Origin of the sequence: Zunongwangia pacifica (genome assembly GCF_023499215.1) — a bacterium.
GTDB classification, from domain to species: Bacteria; Bacteroidota; Bacteroidia; order Flavobacteriales; family Flavobacteriaceae; genus Zunongwangia; species Zunongwangia pacifica.
In genome coordinates, this window is sequence record NZ_JAKHSK010000055.1 from 1 (window position 1) to 16858 (window position 16858).

The 16858-nt window shown below is 42.5% G+C and carries 10 protein-coding genes; 1 reads left to right on the forward strand and 9 read right to left on the reverse strand.

What is annotated here, in order from left to right; genetic code table 11:
* Positions 1 to 51 precede the first annotated feature (51 nt).
* The 7 genes from L1967_RS20940 to L1967_RS20970 all read right to left on the reverse strand — a co-directional run bounded on the left by L1967_RS20940 (position 52) and on the right by L1967_RS20970 (position 10967).
* The gene (locus L1967_RS20940; RefSeq protein ID WP_249603453.1) at positions 52 to 405 is read right to left on the reverse strand and encodes a transposase; all 354 of its coding nucleotides are present in this window, start codon (positions 403 to 405) and stop codon (positions 52 to 54) included.
* A 70-nt stretch (positions 406 to 475) separates the two neighbouring features.
* Complete coding sequence (locus L1967_RS20945) at positions 476 to 2968, reverse strand: glycoside hydrolase family 95 protein (RefSeq protein WP_249603454.1); 2493 nt, start codon at positions 2966 to 2968, stop codon at positions 476 to 478.
* Positions 2969 to 3028: 60 nt separating this feature from the next.
* Positions 3029 to 4159: an acyltransferase family protein gene (locus tag L1967_RS20950; RefSeq protein ID WP_249603455.1), complete on the reverse strand. Its 1131-nt coding sequence runs from the start codon at positions 4157 to 4159 to the stop codon at positions 3029 to 3031.
* A 10-nt stretch (positions 4160 to 4169) separates the two neighbouring features.
* Complete coding sequence (locus L1967_RS20955; RefSeq protein WP_249603456.1) at positions 4170 to 6428, reverse strand: alpha-N-acetylglucosaminidase; 2259 nt, start codon at positions 6426 to 6428, stop codon at positions 4170 to 4172.
* Positions 6429 to 6454: 26 nt separating this feature from the next.
* Entirely contained in the window at positions 6455 to 7318 is an 864-nt protein-coding gene (locus L1967_RS20960) for an inositol oxygenase (RefSeq protein WP_249603457.1), read from the reverse strand.
* A gap of 74 nt (positions 7319 to 7392) precedes the next feature.
* Positions 7393 to 9552, reverse strand: coding sequence for a sodium:solute symporter family protein (locus L1967_RS20965; protein ID WP_249603458.1), 2160 nt, complete (start codon positions 9550 to 9552; stop codon positions 7393 to 7395).
* A 2-nt stretch (positions 9553 to 9554) separates the two neighbouring features.
* The gene (locus tag L1967_RS20970; protein ID WP_249603459.1) at positions 9555 to 10967 is read right to left on the reverse strand and encodes a glycoside hydrolase family 28 protein; all 1413 of its coding nucleotides are present in this window, start codon (positions 10965 to 10967) and stop codon (positions 9555 to 9557) included.
* A gap of 126 nt (positions 10968 to 11093) precedes the next feature.
* On the opposite strand from L1967_RS20970, the gene L1967_RS20975 reads away from it, so the two are divergent.
* Positions 11094 to 11792 (forward strand): FadR/GntR family transcriptional regulator, encoded by a 699-nt coding sequence (locus L1967_RS20975; RefSeq protein ID WP_249603460.1) that lies wholly within the window; start codon positions 11094 to 11096, stop codon positions 11790 to 11792.
* A 72-nt stretch (positions 11793 to 11864) separates the two neighbouring features.
* Here the strand turns inward: L1967_RS20975 and L1967_RS20980 are convergent, their stop codons facing one another.
* Both L1967_RS20980 and L1967_RS20985 read right to left on the reverse strand, forming a co-directional pair.
* Complete coding sequence (locus L1967_RS20980; protein ID WP_249603461.1) at positions 11865 to 13481, reverse strand: RagB/SusD family nutrient uptake outer membrane protein; 1617 nt, start codon at positions 13479 to 13481, stop codon at positions 11865 to 11867.
* Positions 13482 to 13497: 16 nt separating this feature from the next.
* Positions 13498 to 16617, reverse strand: coding sequence for a SusC/RagA family TonB-linked outer membrane protein (locus L1967_RS20985; RefSeq protein ID WP_249603462.1), 3120 nt, complete (start codon positions 16615 to 16617; stop codon positions 13498 to 13500).
* Positions 16618 to 16858: the final 241 nt, after the last annotated feature.

Sequence of the window (16858 nt, forward strand, 5' to 3'; positions counted from 1 at the left end):
CTCCTACTTATTTTAAAAACCCTGCACATCCTCTCTATCGGATATAAATGTTTATAGCTGGCTATAAATCCATAGATTTCCCATCGCTCTTGGAGAACCTGCCAGCCGGCAGGCTGGGATGACAATCGCCTTTTTTAATATTTCAAGTTCAAGTTCCTTTTCTTTAAGAGCTTTGCGAAGTCTTTTAAGCTCTAAAGTAGCATCGGATATTGATTTTTCAGGCTTAGGCAATGTAGCTGTTTTAGCTGCCTTGCGCCATTTGTAGATCCTTTGGACCTCTATGCCCAGTTCATCTGCTAGCTCTTTTATGTTGTCCCGCTGGTAACTTAATCGTACTGCCTGCTCCTTTAATTCGGGGCTATAATAGCGTTTTTTTATGTTTCTAAGATATTTGTTTGGTAACAAACGGTCTTAAATTTTATGTACCAATAAAGGTAGCTACTCCAGCCTTTTTCTTTGGCTAATTACTAATTTTTTATGGTGCTGAAATCCTGTAGATTTCCCCGGCCCTTGTTTCGATTTGAGTAAGGTAATAAGCCCCTTCTTTTTGACTTTCAGCGGAAACTCCTTCCACCTGAATAGGTTGAGCAGTACGGAGTATTAGAGTTCCACCGGACTCTGAACCTATTGTTGCAGAATTGAGCTTGTTCTCTTTCCATTCGATAGCTACTTCAAAGTTTCCACGGGCTTTAAGACCTTTTACAGAACCGTTTTCCCAGGCACCGGGCAGAGCGGGAAGCAGGTGCAATTCACCCAGATGACTTTGCAACAGCATTTCGGCTATGCCGGCAGTAGCTCCAAAATTCCCGTCGATCTGAAACGGGGGATGCGCATCAAACAAATTTGGGTAGGTACCGCCCTTATGCTCTTTGGAGTACGGATCAACATACTGCATCAATTCGCGGATCATCTTATACGCGTGATCGCCATCCAGCAAGCGGGCAGCAAAATTGATTTTCCAGGCTTTGCTCCAGCCGGTACCTTCGTCGCCGCGAAGTTCAAAAGTTTTTTCTGTAGCTGCTGCGAGCTCCGGAGTGGTGAGTGGCGAAATGGAGGTTCCGGGATGCAGTCCAAACAAATGCGAGACGTGACGATGATGCGGATCTTCTTCTTCAAAGTCCAGATTCCATTCCTGTAACTGGCCTTTAGAGCCTATTTGATATGGAATCAAACGCTCCTGAGCAGCGACAAGCTTTTCTCTGAACTCAGTGTCAGTTCCCAATACTTCAGAAGCTTTAATGGTATTTTTCAATAATTCCCGAATGATGGCTATGTCCATAGTCGCTCCTTCGGTAACCGCATAGCCTTTACCGTCTACCAAAAAGAGGTTTTCAGGAGAGGTAGAAGGTGCTGTAGTCAATTGCCCGTCGCGTTCTACCAGCCAGTCTAAAGTAAACAAGGCTGCTTCTTTCATTACAGGGTATACTTTGGCAAGATAATCCGCGTCCTGAGTAAATGCATAGTGCTCCCACAAATGCAGCGTCAACCAGTTACCACCCATATACCAGTTGGCCCACAACGGGTCGCCATCGCCGCGGTCACCCACCGGGTTTGCCGTCGCCCAGATGTCTGAATTGTGATGCAACACCCAGCCGTCTGCATCGTAAAACTCTTTAGCCACAAGGCTTCCGGTAACCGAAGCATTTTGAATATAGTCCAAAAATGGCTGGTGCATTTCGCTCAAATTGGTAGTTTCTGCAGGCCAGTAATTCATTTCCGCATTAATATTTGTGGTGTAATTAGAACTCCACGGCGGACGCATTTCTTTGTTCCAAATACCTTGTAGGTTAGCTGCGATTCCGTCAGGCCTTGAGGAAGAAACGAGTAAATACCTGCCGTACTGAAAATACATCGCTTCCAACTCAGGATCATTAGTCCCTTTAGAATGAGCCTTTAAACGGATATCTGTAGGCTGATGTAAGTTTTCTTTTGGAGTTGTACCCAAATCAAGGGCAACTCTATTCATGTATGAAGAAAAATCAGCAATGTGATCAGATTTCAGTTGATCAAAGGTCTTGGCCGAAGCCGACTGGATTAATTCATTCGCAAGTTTTGCTTCGTCGAGTCCGTCTTTATCCGGGCATTTGTCAAAACCGTTAAAGCTGGTCGCAGCGGTAAGCAGAATCACCACTTCGGAAGCATCTGTGATTGCCAGACTGTTATTTTCCGCACTTAGTTTTCCATCGGTATTAAGTACCTTGATGCGGTATTGAAAACGCATTCCGTCGCAGCCTTCAGGATCTTCGTAAGTTATAGGTTCTACACCTTCGGGATTGTAATAATTGGGATTTACGTTTGCCGGAGCCTTGCCGTTAACCACCAGTTCCTGATCTTCGGTCACCGAAACTTCAGAACGCAGCTGGCTTTCTGCGGAAAGATTTAGGTTTAAAGCCTTAGCAGCATCTGCCGTAAGTTTCAGTACCAACACATTATCAGGTGCCGAAGTAAAAAACTCGCGGGTATAGTTGACGCCATCAGCTTCAAATGCTGTTGTGGTAATGGCTTCGGCTATGTTCAATGTGCGTTTGTAGTTTTGAACCGAATCATTTTTCAGCTCCTGATGTAACAACAAATCGCCCATGGGCATATAAGATTGGGTATAATAACCCTGCATCTTTTTAGCCAAAAGTGTCGCCTCCTCATAATCTTTGGCAAAAATGGCTTCGCGTAAAGGTTCTAAATATTTAGAAGCATCGGGATTGATGCTTTGTGGTACGGGGCCACCGCTGTACAGCGAACTTTCATTAAGCTGAATCAGTTCATCACTTACACGCCCAAAAACCATTGCGCCTATTTTACCATTCCCCAGCGGAAGGGCTTCAACCCATTCATGGGCAGGGGCATCGTACCAAAGCTCGGGTATTTCAGCTTTGGCTAATTCGGGATTTTGAGTTTCTTCTTTTTTACAGGAAAAATTTATTAAAACTAAAAGGACTATAAAATGAGAGAAGCGAAAGAAAAATTTCATGTTTAGAGTTAGTGTTTAAAAAGTAGTTTTAAAGATATTGATCTTTTCTTCGGAATGAAATTATATTTTGACGTAGATTTTCTTTTTGTCCATCCAGTAGCCCAAAGCCCAGCACAGGAGCATAAAGACAGTAGCGGTTATCAGTGCCCCGAAAGATCCTGGTAAGATGCGCTGAAAGATTTCTTCACTTACCCATTCAAAAGCATCCTGATTTTCATTCACCGGAATGAGGCGTAGCGTGATGTAGAAGAGTTCAGAAAACAGGTAAATCACCAGCGGATTCTTTCCGAAGGTGTTGAAAAAATCGCTACCAAATTTGATGTTTTTTAATTCTACCGCAAAGATGAGTGCAGCCAGCATAGAAAGGTTAAGGCCTATGGTTAGCATCGCAAAGGGACTTGTCCACAATTTTTTGGAAATGGGGAAAATTAAGCCCCACCATTCGGCTAAAGCAAAAACGATAAAACCGGCCAGCATCAGTTTGGCAATGGTCTCGTAGGTTTTTCCCTTACGTCTGATAAACACACCGGCGAGGTAACCGGCAAGTACATTTACAATACTGGGCAGGGTGCTCAAAATACCTTCCGGATCAAAGGGAATTGCGTCTTTTTTGTAGATATGGCCTTCGCCCAAAATGGCTAAGTCAAATTTAGCAGCGGCATTGGTTGCCATGTCGAGTTCGGCTCCCGGTTCACCAAAAGCATAGAGAATTCCCCAGTAGGCGAGGAGCATTACGACACAGGCTATGAAAATAGCTTTGACCGAAAAATACCGTACCATCACCGCACCAAAAAAGTAACATAAGGCAATGCGCTGCAAAACGCCCATAACCCGGGTTTCAGAAAATGGGGATAACTGCAGTTGCCCATCAGTGTATTCAAAAAACGGAAACCAATACATCAAAAAGCCCAGCAGAAAGATAATTGCGGTGCGCTTCAGTACTTTTTTCCAAAAATCTGCAGGTTCAGCCTCCTGAAAGCGGCGCATCGAAAAGCTCATCGCGTTACCCACTGCAAAAAGGAAGGATGGGAACACTAAATCGGCCAGCGTAAACCCAAACCACTGCGCGTGCACCAAATAGGGGTACATCTCAGCACCGGTACCCGGCGTGTTTACCAAAATCATCAGGGCGATGGTTAGCCCTCTAAATACGTCGAGCGATAAAAAGCGTTCTGAAGTTTTGACGGTCATAAGCAGTGGATTAATAATTATAGTCAATAGGCGGCATAATCTTCGTGATCGGGGTGATTTTGCTTCGGTATTTGGTGTGAAGCGCTTTTGCTATTTGGTAAGCGTCACCTTTGGGCTCAGTGGGGTACGATTCTTCTTTATTGACCCATTTCCATTCCCATTGTTTGATTTTTTCGTCAAAAGCTTCCTGATCAAAATTGCCCCAATCGGCTTGAACATCGGTGATGAATTGTTGCCAGCGTGGTTTGTAAAAATCGTTAAGTACTCCGCTCCACTGGCGGCAGGAATACTCGTGCAGCGGATTGTCAGGACCGCCCCAAAGCGTGATGAGGTCGCGCGCATTGCGCTCGTACAGGGCTTTTTCTTCAGGTGTGTTGCCCCAGCTTCGTGCATCAGCAATCCAGGGACCCAGCAGGAAGTCTTTTCGCGTAGCAAGTAATTTATCCAAATCGCTGATGAGCGTCAACAATTCTTCGCTATGCTTTTTAAAAGCTTCCTGATCATTATTGCGGTAGGCGATAGCCATCTGTTGCTGCACGGGCAGCGCATAGTTGGCCAGCACCTGACGGGTAAGATCTACAAGATCGTATTCAAAACCATCAGCATTTTTAAAGGTATCACTTGCGCCAACAAATAAATCCCAGGCGGGCAGCAGGTCAACTGGATCGTAGTTCATCTTGGTGCGTGCCCAGCGGCGGTATCCTTCAAAGGTAGGACGCGCAGCGATGATAGACTCGGCGCCATCGCGTATCGTAGTACCGTTGTAAGCCGTTTCTACCAGAATATCCCAGGCTTTGATTATGCTGTCGTTTACCGCACCATAGCGGTTACGCGTATACTGCTTTAGCCAGGGTTTGAGTTCAATGGGCGTGTCGCGCCAGGTATTATCGGTCATCAGTTCGTAAAGTACCGGGTTTTGCTCTATGGCTTCCATCGTAAGACCTATTCCTTTTAAATTACCCGAAGTGCTGTCGTTTAAAGCTTTTGCAGGTTCCTGTGCCACAGTCTCGATGCGGCCAAACATACTGATGTTTCCGCCAAAATTGTGCAGCATATTCCAGATCCATTGTTTGCCGTAGAAGGCTTCGGTTTGTTTCCAGACCGGTTCAATTTCGGTAGCCAGATCGAGAATGATCATGCGATCATCAGGCACAGTGCTGAGCAAACCTTTGATTTGAGGGGTTTTCCAGAAGTCTTTGTGGCTGTAAAACAACCAGCCCTGCATCACCCAGGTTGCCTCGGGATCAGCGGCTTTCATGCCTTCAAAAATCTTTTCGCTCAACTCACCCAAATACTGCGGATCGTCTGAAGGTGGCTCGTTTTCGTTGAAGGTATCTGCCGTGTAGAGGTGATCTGTACCAAAGACTTCTTCCTGTTTTTCTAAAAAGCGTTTTCCTATTTCTGCGAAAAGCGGATCGCCTGCATCCAGGATGTAGGTGTCGCCAAAATCATTGCCCCAATTGGTCTTTTTGAGATTGGCATCGGGGAAGAATTTTTTGAAAGAAGCCGGAACGTGACCGGTAAATGCCGGAAGCACGGGCTTCATCCCCAGTTCGCGTGAGCGCTGTAAAATCTTTTTCTGCAGATCGCGATGGCTTTCTTTCCAGCTTTGCGGAAGCGGACCGCCCCAGCCGTCCAGATTTCCCATCCAAAACCAGGAGAAATACGAAGGGCCGCTGAAAAAGTCTTTGAGATCTTCATCGGTAAAGCCGTAGGATTTGTAAACTTCGTCCCAGATGTATTCTTCACCGGTTATGGCTAAAGGCATATTGATACCATGAAGCGCCATCCAGTCGATTTCCTTTTCCCAGCGTTCCCAGTTCCACCAGCTCATCGAGTAGTTGAAGGTACAGTAGTTGAGGTAATAGCGGTACTCGTAAGGCGATTCTTTACGTACAGGTTGCTCAGGCAGGGGCAGAGTTTCCGGGAAGTTGAGGTTGGTACCATTCCAGGTGATCTGCCCGTGCGCATACTCTTTGATGTAATAATACAGGGCCGAAGCAATAGCCACGCCGTTATTTCCCTTTAAACTGATTTTACCCTCCTGAGCTGCAATTTCAAAAGCCTGATCGCCGGCACCGGGTAACGAATCAATTATAAAATTGCCGGCATACTCGGGTACCACCCTTTTTAGCAGGCTTGTATACGGCGTATCTTCCTTGGCATGGGCTTTTGTTTCTGTTTCTTTTTTACAGGAGTTAAGTCCTGCAAGTATAAAAAGGCAACAGGCAAGCTTAAAGATCGATTGGTATTTTGGTTTAAGAATCATAACAGGTGCTATTTTAAAAATGTAATCTAAAACTTCAGCGTGTCCGGTAAGAATTTGGCAGCTAAATCTTCATAATATGGTCTCAGTTCTTTTACGTTTGGTGGAGTGGGAGCCTTGGAATACAAATCATACGGATTGAATTTTTCAACCCATTTAAACATCTCGTGATCGTGTGGACTCATTAGGTGATCGTAAGCACCTTCGCGGTGTTGTGAATAAAACGAGTGATAACGTATCATATGTAAAGCCGGTTCGGGAAGATAGTCTTTCATAATGTGATAAAGGTATTCATCGTGACCCCAGGACATGTGTACGTTGTCTAATCCGCAATTGGGCTTGTAAACACCATATTTGGTATTGAAATTTTCGTTGGTATAATCCGGGTTCTGTTTAAAAAACTCGTGATACACAATTTTGTCTGAATAAGCGCAACCTACCGGGAAAGTGTCGCCTACTACGGCCCATTGCGGCTCGCCAAAAAGGCACAATACTTTACCCAGATCGTGTAAGAAGCCGGTTAGCACAAACCAATCGGGATGCCCGTCTGCGCGAATAGCTTCTGAAGTTTGGAGTAAATGTTGGGTCTGATCGAGGTCAATGTCGGGGTCAGAGTCATCAACAAGCGTATTTAAAAATTCGACTGCATCCCAAAGCGACATCTCACGACGGTTAAATTTGAGGAAGTCGTTTTTCTTTTCGAGGACAAAATCATAAGTCTGGTTGATGTGATTGATGCGGTAAAACTCTTTTACCGTATCACGAGCCGGAGCTTCGTAATTGCGAAATTCTTCCTTGGCTTTATGAGCCTCTTCAGGATAACGGCGCACCACATCATCTTCCCACTCGTCAAGACTGCCCAGCGGCTGCGCGTTTTGATTGCTATCTTTCATAACTATAAATTCAGGTTAAACAGTTCTTTTTTATTTTTTTGCGGTTTTCTATTTCCGTTTTATCAATTCATTAATCAGGACCCGAGGGAAACCATCAGGTAGAGTAAACCAATAATGAGTACAACAACAAGACAGGCGAGCAGGAAGCCCGTGCTGTCTTTTCTATTCCAGGTGTACAATTCCCAATTGCTGTTGGGGAACAAAAGCCTTTCGGTAACCGGTTGATTTTTCAAGGTACTGTTGTCAATCGCCCGGGTGCGCATCTTCTGGTAGAAGAACTTTAAATGTTCGTCGGGATCAGGTTTTGTTGCCAAAGCGATGAAGATGAGTACCAAAAATGGAAATAACAAACGTATACCGAGTCTTATGGTTTCGTTTAAAGCATAGGGATTCCTGGAAAGATCCCAGCCCAGACTGTCGAGCAGGTACAATTCCAGATAAATGTAGCCGCGGCCGTAGCGCTCATCAGCTTTGGTTACTGAAACTCCTTTAGACCAGAATATAGCCTGTTGCGGCATCGCATAGTCTACCGCGTTAGTACCTCCCAGCGAAAGTGCTTCCGGTTTTTTGATTTCATCTTTTTCGCTTTGCGGAAGTTTTTCCCATTGCGCGATATCGTGTTTCCGGTTTTCAAGATCTACTTCTTTTACCTCGTAATTTCGGGTAACGATGCGTGATTCGGTGAGCTTTGTCAGGCTTTCATCGGTACGCATCGCCGGAAAGACTACCGGCAGGATCGTTGGGATCAGGTAAAACAGCAGAAAGGTAAGCAGGATTGAACACCAGGCTGCAATACGGTTGGCACGTCGCCATTTAAGTCCCAGCCAGAATGCGGCCACAAACACCACAAAGAACTCCCAGATAAACTTTAAAATCTGAAGAATCGTATCAAACTGCGTTGTGATTACCGCAGCCCCAATGAGAAAAATTGCGCCCGATATTCTACCGGCCCAGATGTAATGTTTGGCAGATCTGTCGGGAAAAAAGTATTTATAAAAATTATTGACCACAAGCCCTGAAACGGTAATCATCAGGCAGTCTGCCGTAGACATTAAAGCGGCCATCAAGCTGGCGAGCATAAGTCCTACCAGGCCTATTCCCAGTGGTGCGAGCAATTGATTTGTGGCGTGACCCCATACAAAATCGGAATTCATGATTTTACCACCGTAGAGCAAAATGGCACAGAGCCCCACCATGCCCCATAATATGGTCACAATACGTTTCATAAAAGTACCGGTTACAAAGCCGGTACGTGCCGCATCTTCGTTTTTGGCAGCCCCTGCAGTAACCAGTTGATTAGGTTGGGCAACAACCGTCATTCCTGACACTAACGCTGCCATAATAATAAAATACCAGGTAAAATCTAAGGTTGCAGGAGATCCAAAAACCTCAAAAGTACTTTCAGGTAATTGCTCGTGCATGTTGGTAAGCGCCTGCATCATCCCGTTGCCACCAAATTGCTCATTAATTGCCGACCAGGCAAACGGAATTAGAAGAATGGAGAGCAGGATGATAAAAATGCCTTGTAACAAATCGGTATAGAATGCAGCTTCGAGTCCGCCAAGGGCGGTGTAAAAAAGCACGATAAAACAGATGGTCCAGATAAGTACATCTTCAGAAAAATAACTGAAGAGCGCTCGTGGATTTTCCTGTCTCAGTTCAGTTAATTCCTGTTTCTCCGCCTGAGAGAGGTAGGTGAAGTTTTCGTTAGAAAGTTCAAAAAGGCGATCTGCTTTTTCTTTTTCGAGCTTTTCGGTTGCGGTAAGTGCGGTTTCCGGCTTTCCAGTCATTGCCAGGGCCGTGGTGGTCACGGCTTTATAACCCACCGAAAGCAAGCCCATCATCCCAATGGTTCCTACTAAGGCGTAGGTGGCAGCCATCTTTCGCGAAGCGTAACGCTGTTCGTAAAAATCGCCCATTGTCGTGATACGTAGCCTTCGCAGCCACGGAGCTGTAATCCAAAACAGGGGAGTGGCAAAAAGCATCAAAAGCGAGCTCCAGATACCACTAGCGCCGTTTTTAAATGTGGTAGTCGCTACCCCTGCGGGTCCATCAGCAGAAGTTGCCTGCCCAAAGCTGGCGAAAGTTGAGAAAAGTTTCCCAAATTTTCTTCCGCCCAAAAAATAATCTTCTTCTTTTTTGATTTTAAGGCTAGACCGTATACCGATATAAACAATACCACCAAAGTATAGTACCAGTACCAAAATATCCAGATATGATAAGCCAAAAACCATAATTAATTTGAGATTTTTTCGAGTTGTGTTTGTCCTTTTTCAACGATGCTTTCTAAGTGCTCAAATGCCGCCGTTCCATTAAAATTTTCGAGAACCAGCGGATTTATATTTTCAGCATAAAGCGCGTTGCCATAATAATCTGGTTTTTGGGTTCCCCAGTTTACAGTGGTGTTTGAGATGTGCACATTGCTGGCATTCACCATATAGAACCCTGCGGTTTGCTCACCTATAAAATCATCATCTTTACAGGGTCTGCAGTCGTAATAACCTCCGGGATATTCGGTAGTTTTAGACACTTCAAGGTCAACATCATTAAACCGAATATTATCAAGCAAATCTGGTGATGCTGCTCCTAGAAAAATACCGTTTTCGCTCTTGCATCTTATGTTTGCAAAGCTGATGTTAGAAACCTTACCAATACCGGCTGTTTTTGCTCCTGGTTTTAATCGCCAGCCTGCATCTTTATGATCGTGCGAAGCGCGAGGATAGGCGGTTATGTAAATAGGCTCTGCCATTCCCCACCACACTTCAGAAAACTGTTTACATTCAACCATAATATTTGAAAATATGATGTCTGAAACGGTTCCTTCATCTCGGTTTTGAATACCGATGCCGCGGCAACTTCCTGTAATGATGCAGTTATTAAAGGTGACGTGGCTGATGACATCCATATTTTCAGAACCTATCTTGATGGCACAAGAGGTACTGATTAAAGTGCAATTGGAAATTACAATATTTCTACAAGGGCCTAATTCTTCATATTCCCTTCTGTTTTTAAGGCAGATACAATCATCACCAGATTCAATATGGCAATTAATAATACGTACATTTTGGCAATGATCAAGATCAATACCATCGCTGTTGCGTACCTTAAGGTCATTATAAAGCGAAATATTTTCTATAGCTACATCGTAGCAACCTATAAAATGCAGTGCCCAATAAGCTGCATTGCTTACCGTGACCCCGTGTATTTTTACATTTTTACAAGAGACCAATGTGAGTATATGTGGTCTGGGGTCAATAGTATCAAAGGGTTTAAGTTCGTAGGAATCGTGTAATTCCTCTCCCATAAAAAAGATACCATTGCCATCTAGAGTGCCACCACCGGTTATGGAAATCTGGTTTAGGTTTTCACCTCCAATCCAAATGGTGCCTTCACCCTGATTTTTTCTAAAAGCACTTTTGGTATACACGCTTTCGTCGGGGTAGGCTTTGAGCACTGCACCGTGCTCTAGGTGTAATTCAATATTTGATTTGAGTTCAAAAGGTCCTGATAAATAAGATTTGCCCGCGGGAATAATAACTTTTCCACCTCCAAATCTTGCACATTGATCTATTGCCTTTTGAATAAAAATCGCATTATTGGTAGCATCATCATTTACAGCTCCAAAATCGTGTATATTCGTTATATTCATTAATTTTATATGTAGGACATGTTTTAAATAGCAATATATTTAAAATATGTATTAAAATAACTTTTTAAATGTCTGAAGTTTTACTTGTTTTACCAGAAGTTTGCAATTATTAAATATTAAACTACTATGGCTTCTAAAATTAAACCCATTAAATCAGTTTCACTGGTCGAACAGGTAGAACAGCGCATTCTCGAGTTTCTGAAAGAAAATCGTTTTAAATCTGGAGACTCGTTACCCAAAGAAATCGAACTTGCTGAAAACCTGGGGGTAAGTCGTAACATCGTGCGTGAGTCCCTTAGCCGTTTACGTATGCTAGGTGTTGTAGAGTCTAAAAAGCGTAAGGGAATGATTATTGCCGAACCAGATATTTTAAGCGGAATCGAGCGCATTATGGATCCTGATCTTTTAGGAGAGGAAGCCATGCAGCACATTTTTGAGCTACGCCTGGTACTTGAAGTAGGTATGAGTGAATTACTGTTCATTAGAAAAAAAGATTCAGATATTAATAATTTGCAAGAAATAGTAGAGCGTGAGGCCAATGATCCGCTATGTAAAACCGATCTTAAAACCCGTTTGGCCTATGAGATTGAGTTTCATTCCTATCTCTATAAGATGTCTGGTAATGGTACTTTGAATCGTTTTCAGTCGATGCTTTTGCCTGTTTTTCATTATATGATGCAGCAGGAATCTAAGGCTGCCGCTAAACCGGTACGGGGTACTATTTCGCATAAAGATCTTGTGGAGACGCTGCGAGTTGGCACTGCTTATGAATTTAGAGAAAACATGCGCAACCATCTTACACCACATTTTAATAAACTGAGTTAAAAATATACTATTATAGAATAAGAAATCCGTCAATTTGGGCTTCGCCCTGAGTATTGACGGATTTTCTAGTTTTTAGTAACCCGGGTTTTGGCTTATTGATTTTCCGGAAGCATCAATCTCAGACTGTGGTATAGGTCTTAGACGGTTTTTCTCGCTAATCACGCTATTAAGTGCTGCGTGCGGGTTATATTGCAAAACGCGTGATACCAGAGTGCCGGTACGTTTTAGATCCATCCATCGGTTTACTTCGCCTATTAATTCGCGAGCACGTTCTTCTAAGATAAGTGCAATGTTTACATCCCCGGCAGTAAGAGCTGTGGTGATACCCGCACGAGACCTTACCCTATTAAGATAGGTTGCAGCATCTCCAGAATTACCGGTTTGCAGCGCAGCTTCGGCTGCGATAAGATAAGCTTCGGCACTACGCATCATGACCATATCACGCGATCCCAGTGCAGGTTGATCTGCATATACAAAAGGGGCTCCAGGATTGTCGAATTTCTTAAACATAGGCCAATGAACATTGGTCACCCCATCGTTAGTGATATATTTATCAGGATTAATCACCGCATAAGGTTTACTATTTATGCGTTCCTGACTCCAGGCCGTTTTTGGGAAATAAATGGCGGTATCTCCCACTTCAAGACCATCTTCAGCAACATCTGCATAGATAACATATCTTAGCGTCTCTTCATTACGGGTGTCTTCTTCCTCAAACATATCGAAGAAATAAGGAGTAGGCATTCTGCCGATACCGTTTTGGTATAAGGTACCACGTGCCAATCCGGGGTAGTTAAAATATTCAAACTTATACAGTAAGTGTTTGGTGTTACCCCAGCCTATGCTCGAAGTTTCGCTACCAAAAAGATAGGAAAATATCACCTCGTCGTTACGTTGATTTTCGATGTCTACGACATCTGCAAAAGTAGGTTCAAGCGGATGATTCGCAATTACGTCTTCGGCCAAAGAAATGGCACGCATGTAATCGTCTGATGCAGCAAAAGATTTATAACCACGAGTAAGTAATACCTTTGATAACAGGTGACGGGCAGCATCTTTAGATACCCTGCCATATTCTTCTGGTTTTTCATCTACAGTATTGATGGCATCATTAAGGTCATTAACAATTAGAGTATACACTTCTTCTTCAGAAGCTCGGGTAAAATCAGATTTAGCTGTGGTGATAGGTTCTGTAACAATAGGTACACCGCCAAAGTTTTCGACCAGCTTAAAATAAGACCAGGCTCTGAAGAATTTGGCTTCCCCAATTCCTCTACTTTTTAGACTTTGTTCTACATCCTCAATTAAATCTGCATTGGCAAGCAGCGTATTTGCTGCAGAAATAGTTTTATACTGGTTAGCCCAATAGACTTGCATCACGTAGTTTGAGGCATTCATATCTACATAATCGTTAATCGCATCTGTACCGGTAAGAGGCGAAGCGCGGGTTACGATATCAGTCCCTAGATCTTCAAGGACATAGAGCATATCTGGCTGGTATCGGGTAGTGTTATCACGAGATATCTCGTAGATATAATTAACAAGTTGTATAAAGCTTTCTGCATTTTCGCGTGAAGATGGAATACTAATAGCTTGTCTGTTTGTTTCTTCAAGAAAGTCGTCACAACTTGTAGTCAGCATACCGGTAAGTAGTAAAGCTAGTGATGAGGTATAAATTGATTTTTTCATAATAGTATTTATTTTTTTAGAAACTAAAATTTAAGCCGGCCATATAAGTACGGGACATAAATGCGGCGCCATAGGTATTTCTACCGGCATTTTCGGGATCCCAACCGTCATAATCTGAAAATGTAAACGGATTTTGAACCGTAGTATAAAGGCGTAGCTTTTTAATACCTAATTTTTCTGTCGTGGTAGCGGGTAGGGTATATCCTAAGGTCATGAAGCCAACTTTCACGAAAGACACATCCATATATTTAATGGCTTGTTGATAATGACCACCGTTACCGGGCTGAAACCAATTATTTGTAGGATTTGTAGGTGTCCAGTAATTGGTGTCATAACCATTCCATAAACGTGCGGGTTCACCATCATAAGAGAAAGCACGTGAAGAGTGGAAATTACTCTGAATAGTCATTCCCTGACTGGTATAGACAAAGAATGAGAAATCAAAATTCTTGTAATTCATCGTACTGGTAAAACCACCGGTCCATTTTGGAAGTGGATTTCCTAGTACAGCACGGTCTTCTTGTTCAGTGATTTGTCCGTCACCGTTGATATCTACCACTCGTACCTGTCCTGGTTTTTGACCATACTTAGCGGCTTCTTCTGCCTCATCTAGTTGCCATATTCCGTCGTATTTATAACCATACAGTGACCCGGTAGCTTCTCCTACTCTATGAATAAAGGTACCACCCTGCGCACCAAAAATGATTTCATCATTGTTACCATATAAGTTAACGATCTCATTATGATTACTTGCGAAATTTAGATTAGTGGTCCATTTGAAGTCTTCATTGTTAATGATTTTTGCATTAAGACCTACTTCAATACCACGGTTACGAGACTCTCCAATATTATCGAAGGTTCCACCAAAACCAGTTGCGGTAGGTAAAGGTCTAAAGAATATAATGTCATTGATATTACGATTGTATACATCAACACTACCGGTTAACCTATTGTTAAAGAAGCCAAAATCGAGACCTATGTTTACTTCAGAAGTACGCTCCCAGCTTAAGTCCTGATTGGCAAGACCAGAAACAAATAGTGTAGGTGCACTGGCATCGCCAAGATTAGTATAGCTGGAGTTAAGAAGGGATAGGGTTCCTAAAGGATTTAATCCGCCGCCAATACCATTGTTACCGGTTTGCCCGTAACTTAAACGCAGTTTTAGGTCTGAAAATACGTTTTGAGAGCTCATAAAGTTTTCACGAATCACGCGGTAAGCCAATGAAGCTGAAGGGAAAAAGGCCCATTTATTACCTTTTGATAGAACAGAAGCTCCGTCGTATCTTCCTGTTAGGGTAAGGATATAACGGTCCATCAAATTGTAGTTTAGACGAGCGGTATAAGACTCTAATGTTTGCTTGCTAAAGCCGCTTCCGTAAGAGTTTACGTTAGACCCTGCACCAAGATTGTAAAATAAGAAATCGTCTGAAGAGAAATTTCTTATCTGAATTTCATAAGACTCATTTTCCTGTAAAAATCTGGAATATACAAAGGTTGCAGCGATGCTGTTGTTATCATCAATATCTTTGTTATAGTCAACAATGTTATCCCACGTATAGGAATAGTCCAGATAGTTATCAACTTGCGCACGTGTACTGCTTTGGTTTCCTATTGAACTTTTTGTATATAAACCACGGTATTCACCTAGACGCGTATATTTTACGTTAGGAGCAAATTTTGTAGTAATACTTAGTCCTTCAAATGGTTTTACACTAAGCGAAATATTACCAATAAAATTGATGTATTTGTTTTCCTTTGTCCAGTTTCGAGTGTCAAATATAGGGTTACTTACCTGAGTTTCTTTTTGAGTAGGTAAGAATAGTAGGTCACCGTTATCATCATAAGGTCTTCCTATAGGTTTAAGACGATATGCGCTTCTAAAAGCTTCTAAACTCCCTTCATTGGTAGTGGCTAGAGTGACGTAGTTGTCGTAGCCAAAAGTCAGCCAATCGGTAAGATTGCTCTGAATGTTTCCTTTAAGGGTATAACGCTTAAAGTCTTCACCATATACGGTACCTTTATCTTCGGTATAGCCTAAACCGGCTGCATAAATGGTGTTTTCAGAACCGCCACTTAAGTCAAGTGTGTGGTTTTGTTGAAAGCCGTGGCGCGTGATTAGATCAACCCAATCTGTACTTACACCGTTTGCGATGTTTTGAAGCTCTTCTTCACTTAGGTAATCCTCAATATTAACAGCATCAGCAGAATACTGGTTGAAGTTACCGTCTTTATTAGCAGCAAACTGGTTACCAACCACTACATCTCTTAGGAATGGGATATAGCTTTTACCATCAAAAACAGGAGGCAGATTATAAATTTCTTTAAAACCAACATAGTTGTTATAACGTATACTCAGTTTGCCTTCTTTTCCTTTTTTGGTTTGTATAATTACAACCCCATTTGTACCGCGAGAACCGTAGATTGCGGCAGATGCAGCATCTTTAAGCACATCCATACGTTCGATATCTGCAGGGTTCAGAAATGAAATGTCATCTACAAAGATCCCGTCTACTACAAATAACGGGTTTTGTCCCGGACTGTAACCTCCGTTGCCCGAGCTGGAGTTAATGGTATTAGAACCTCTAACGCGAATGTTGAAACCACCTGAACCGGGCTTGTTGTCTGTACGTTGTACGGTAACACCCGCAACCTGTCCCTGAATTGAGGAAGCCGCATCTACTTTATTGGTTTGTTCCAGCGTCTCACTACTTATCGTAGATACAGATCCGGTTAGGTTAGAACGTTTTACCTTACCATAACCAATAATCGCAACCTCTTCTAGTGATGCGATGTCTGTTTCCATATTAATGGATAATGAAGTCTGATCCTTTATAATCACTTCTTGGGTTACATACCCAATAAAGCTAAATACCAGTACAGATCCAGGTTCAGCCTCAATTTGAAAATAGCCGTCTAAATCACTAATGGTCCCAGAGCTAGAACCTTTAATGTTCACTGTTACACCTGGAAGTGTCTCCCCCGTAGTGGCATCGTAAACTACTCCCGAAATCGATTTCGGTTCGTAATTTGAATAAAAATTTAAGTCGATAGCGGCACGACCTACCTCTGTCCCTAAAAGTACCAGTATTGCAAACAATAATGGCTTTAGCATCTTGAGTTGTAAAAGTTTTCTCATAAATGATGTTTTGGTTATAATTATCTACTAAATATGTATTTATGTAATTATGTACTACATAACAATATTAAGAAAAGATTTTGAAAACATTAATGTTTTTTGAAAAAAAATAGGTTTTAAAAAGAAATGATTTAAACTTTTTTTAAAAATAAAAAAGGGTTGCAGATATTTGTGTTGCGAAACATACAATTATCAAAACCAACCCTTTATGTACTCTGTACTTGACAAAGATACAATAGAA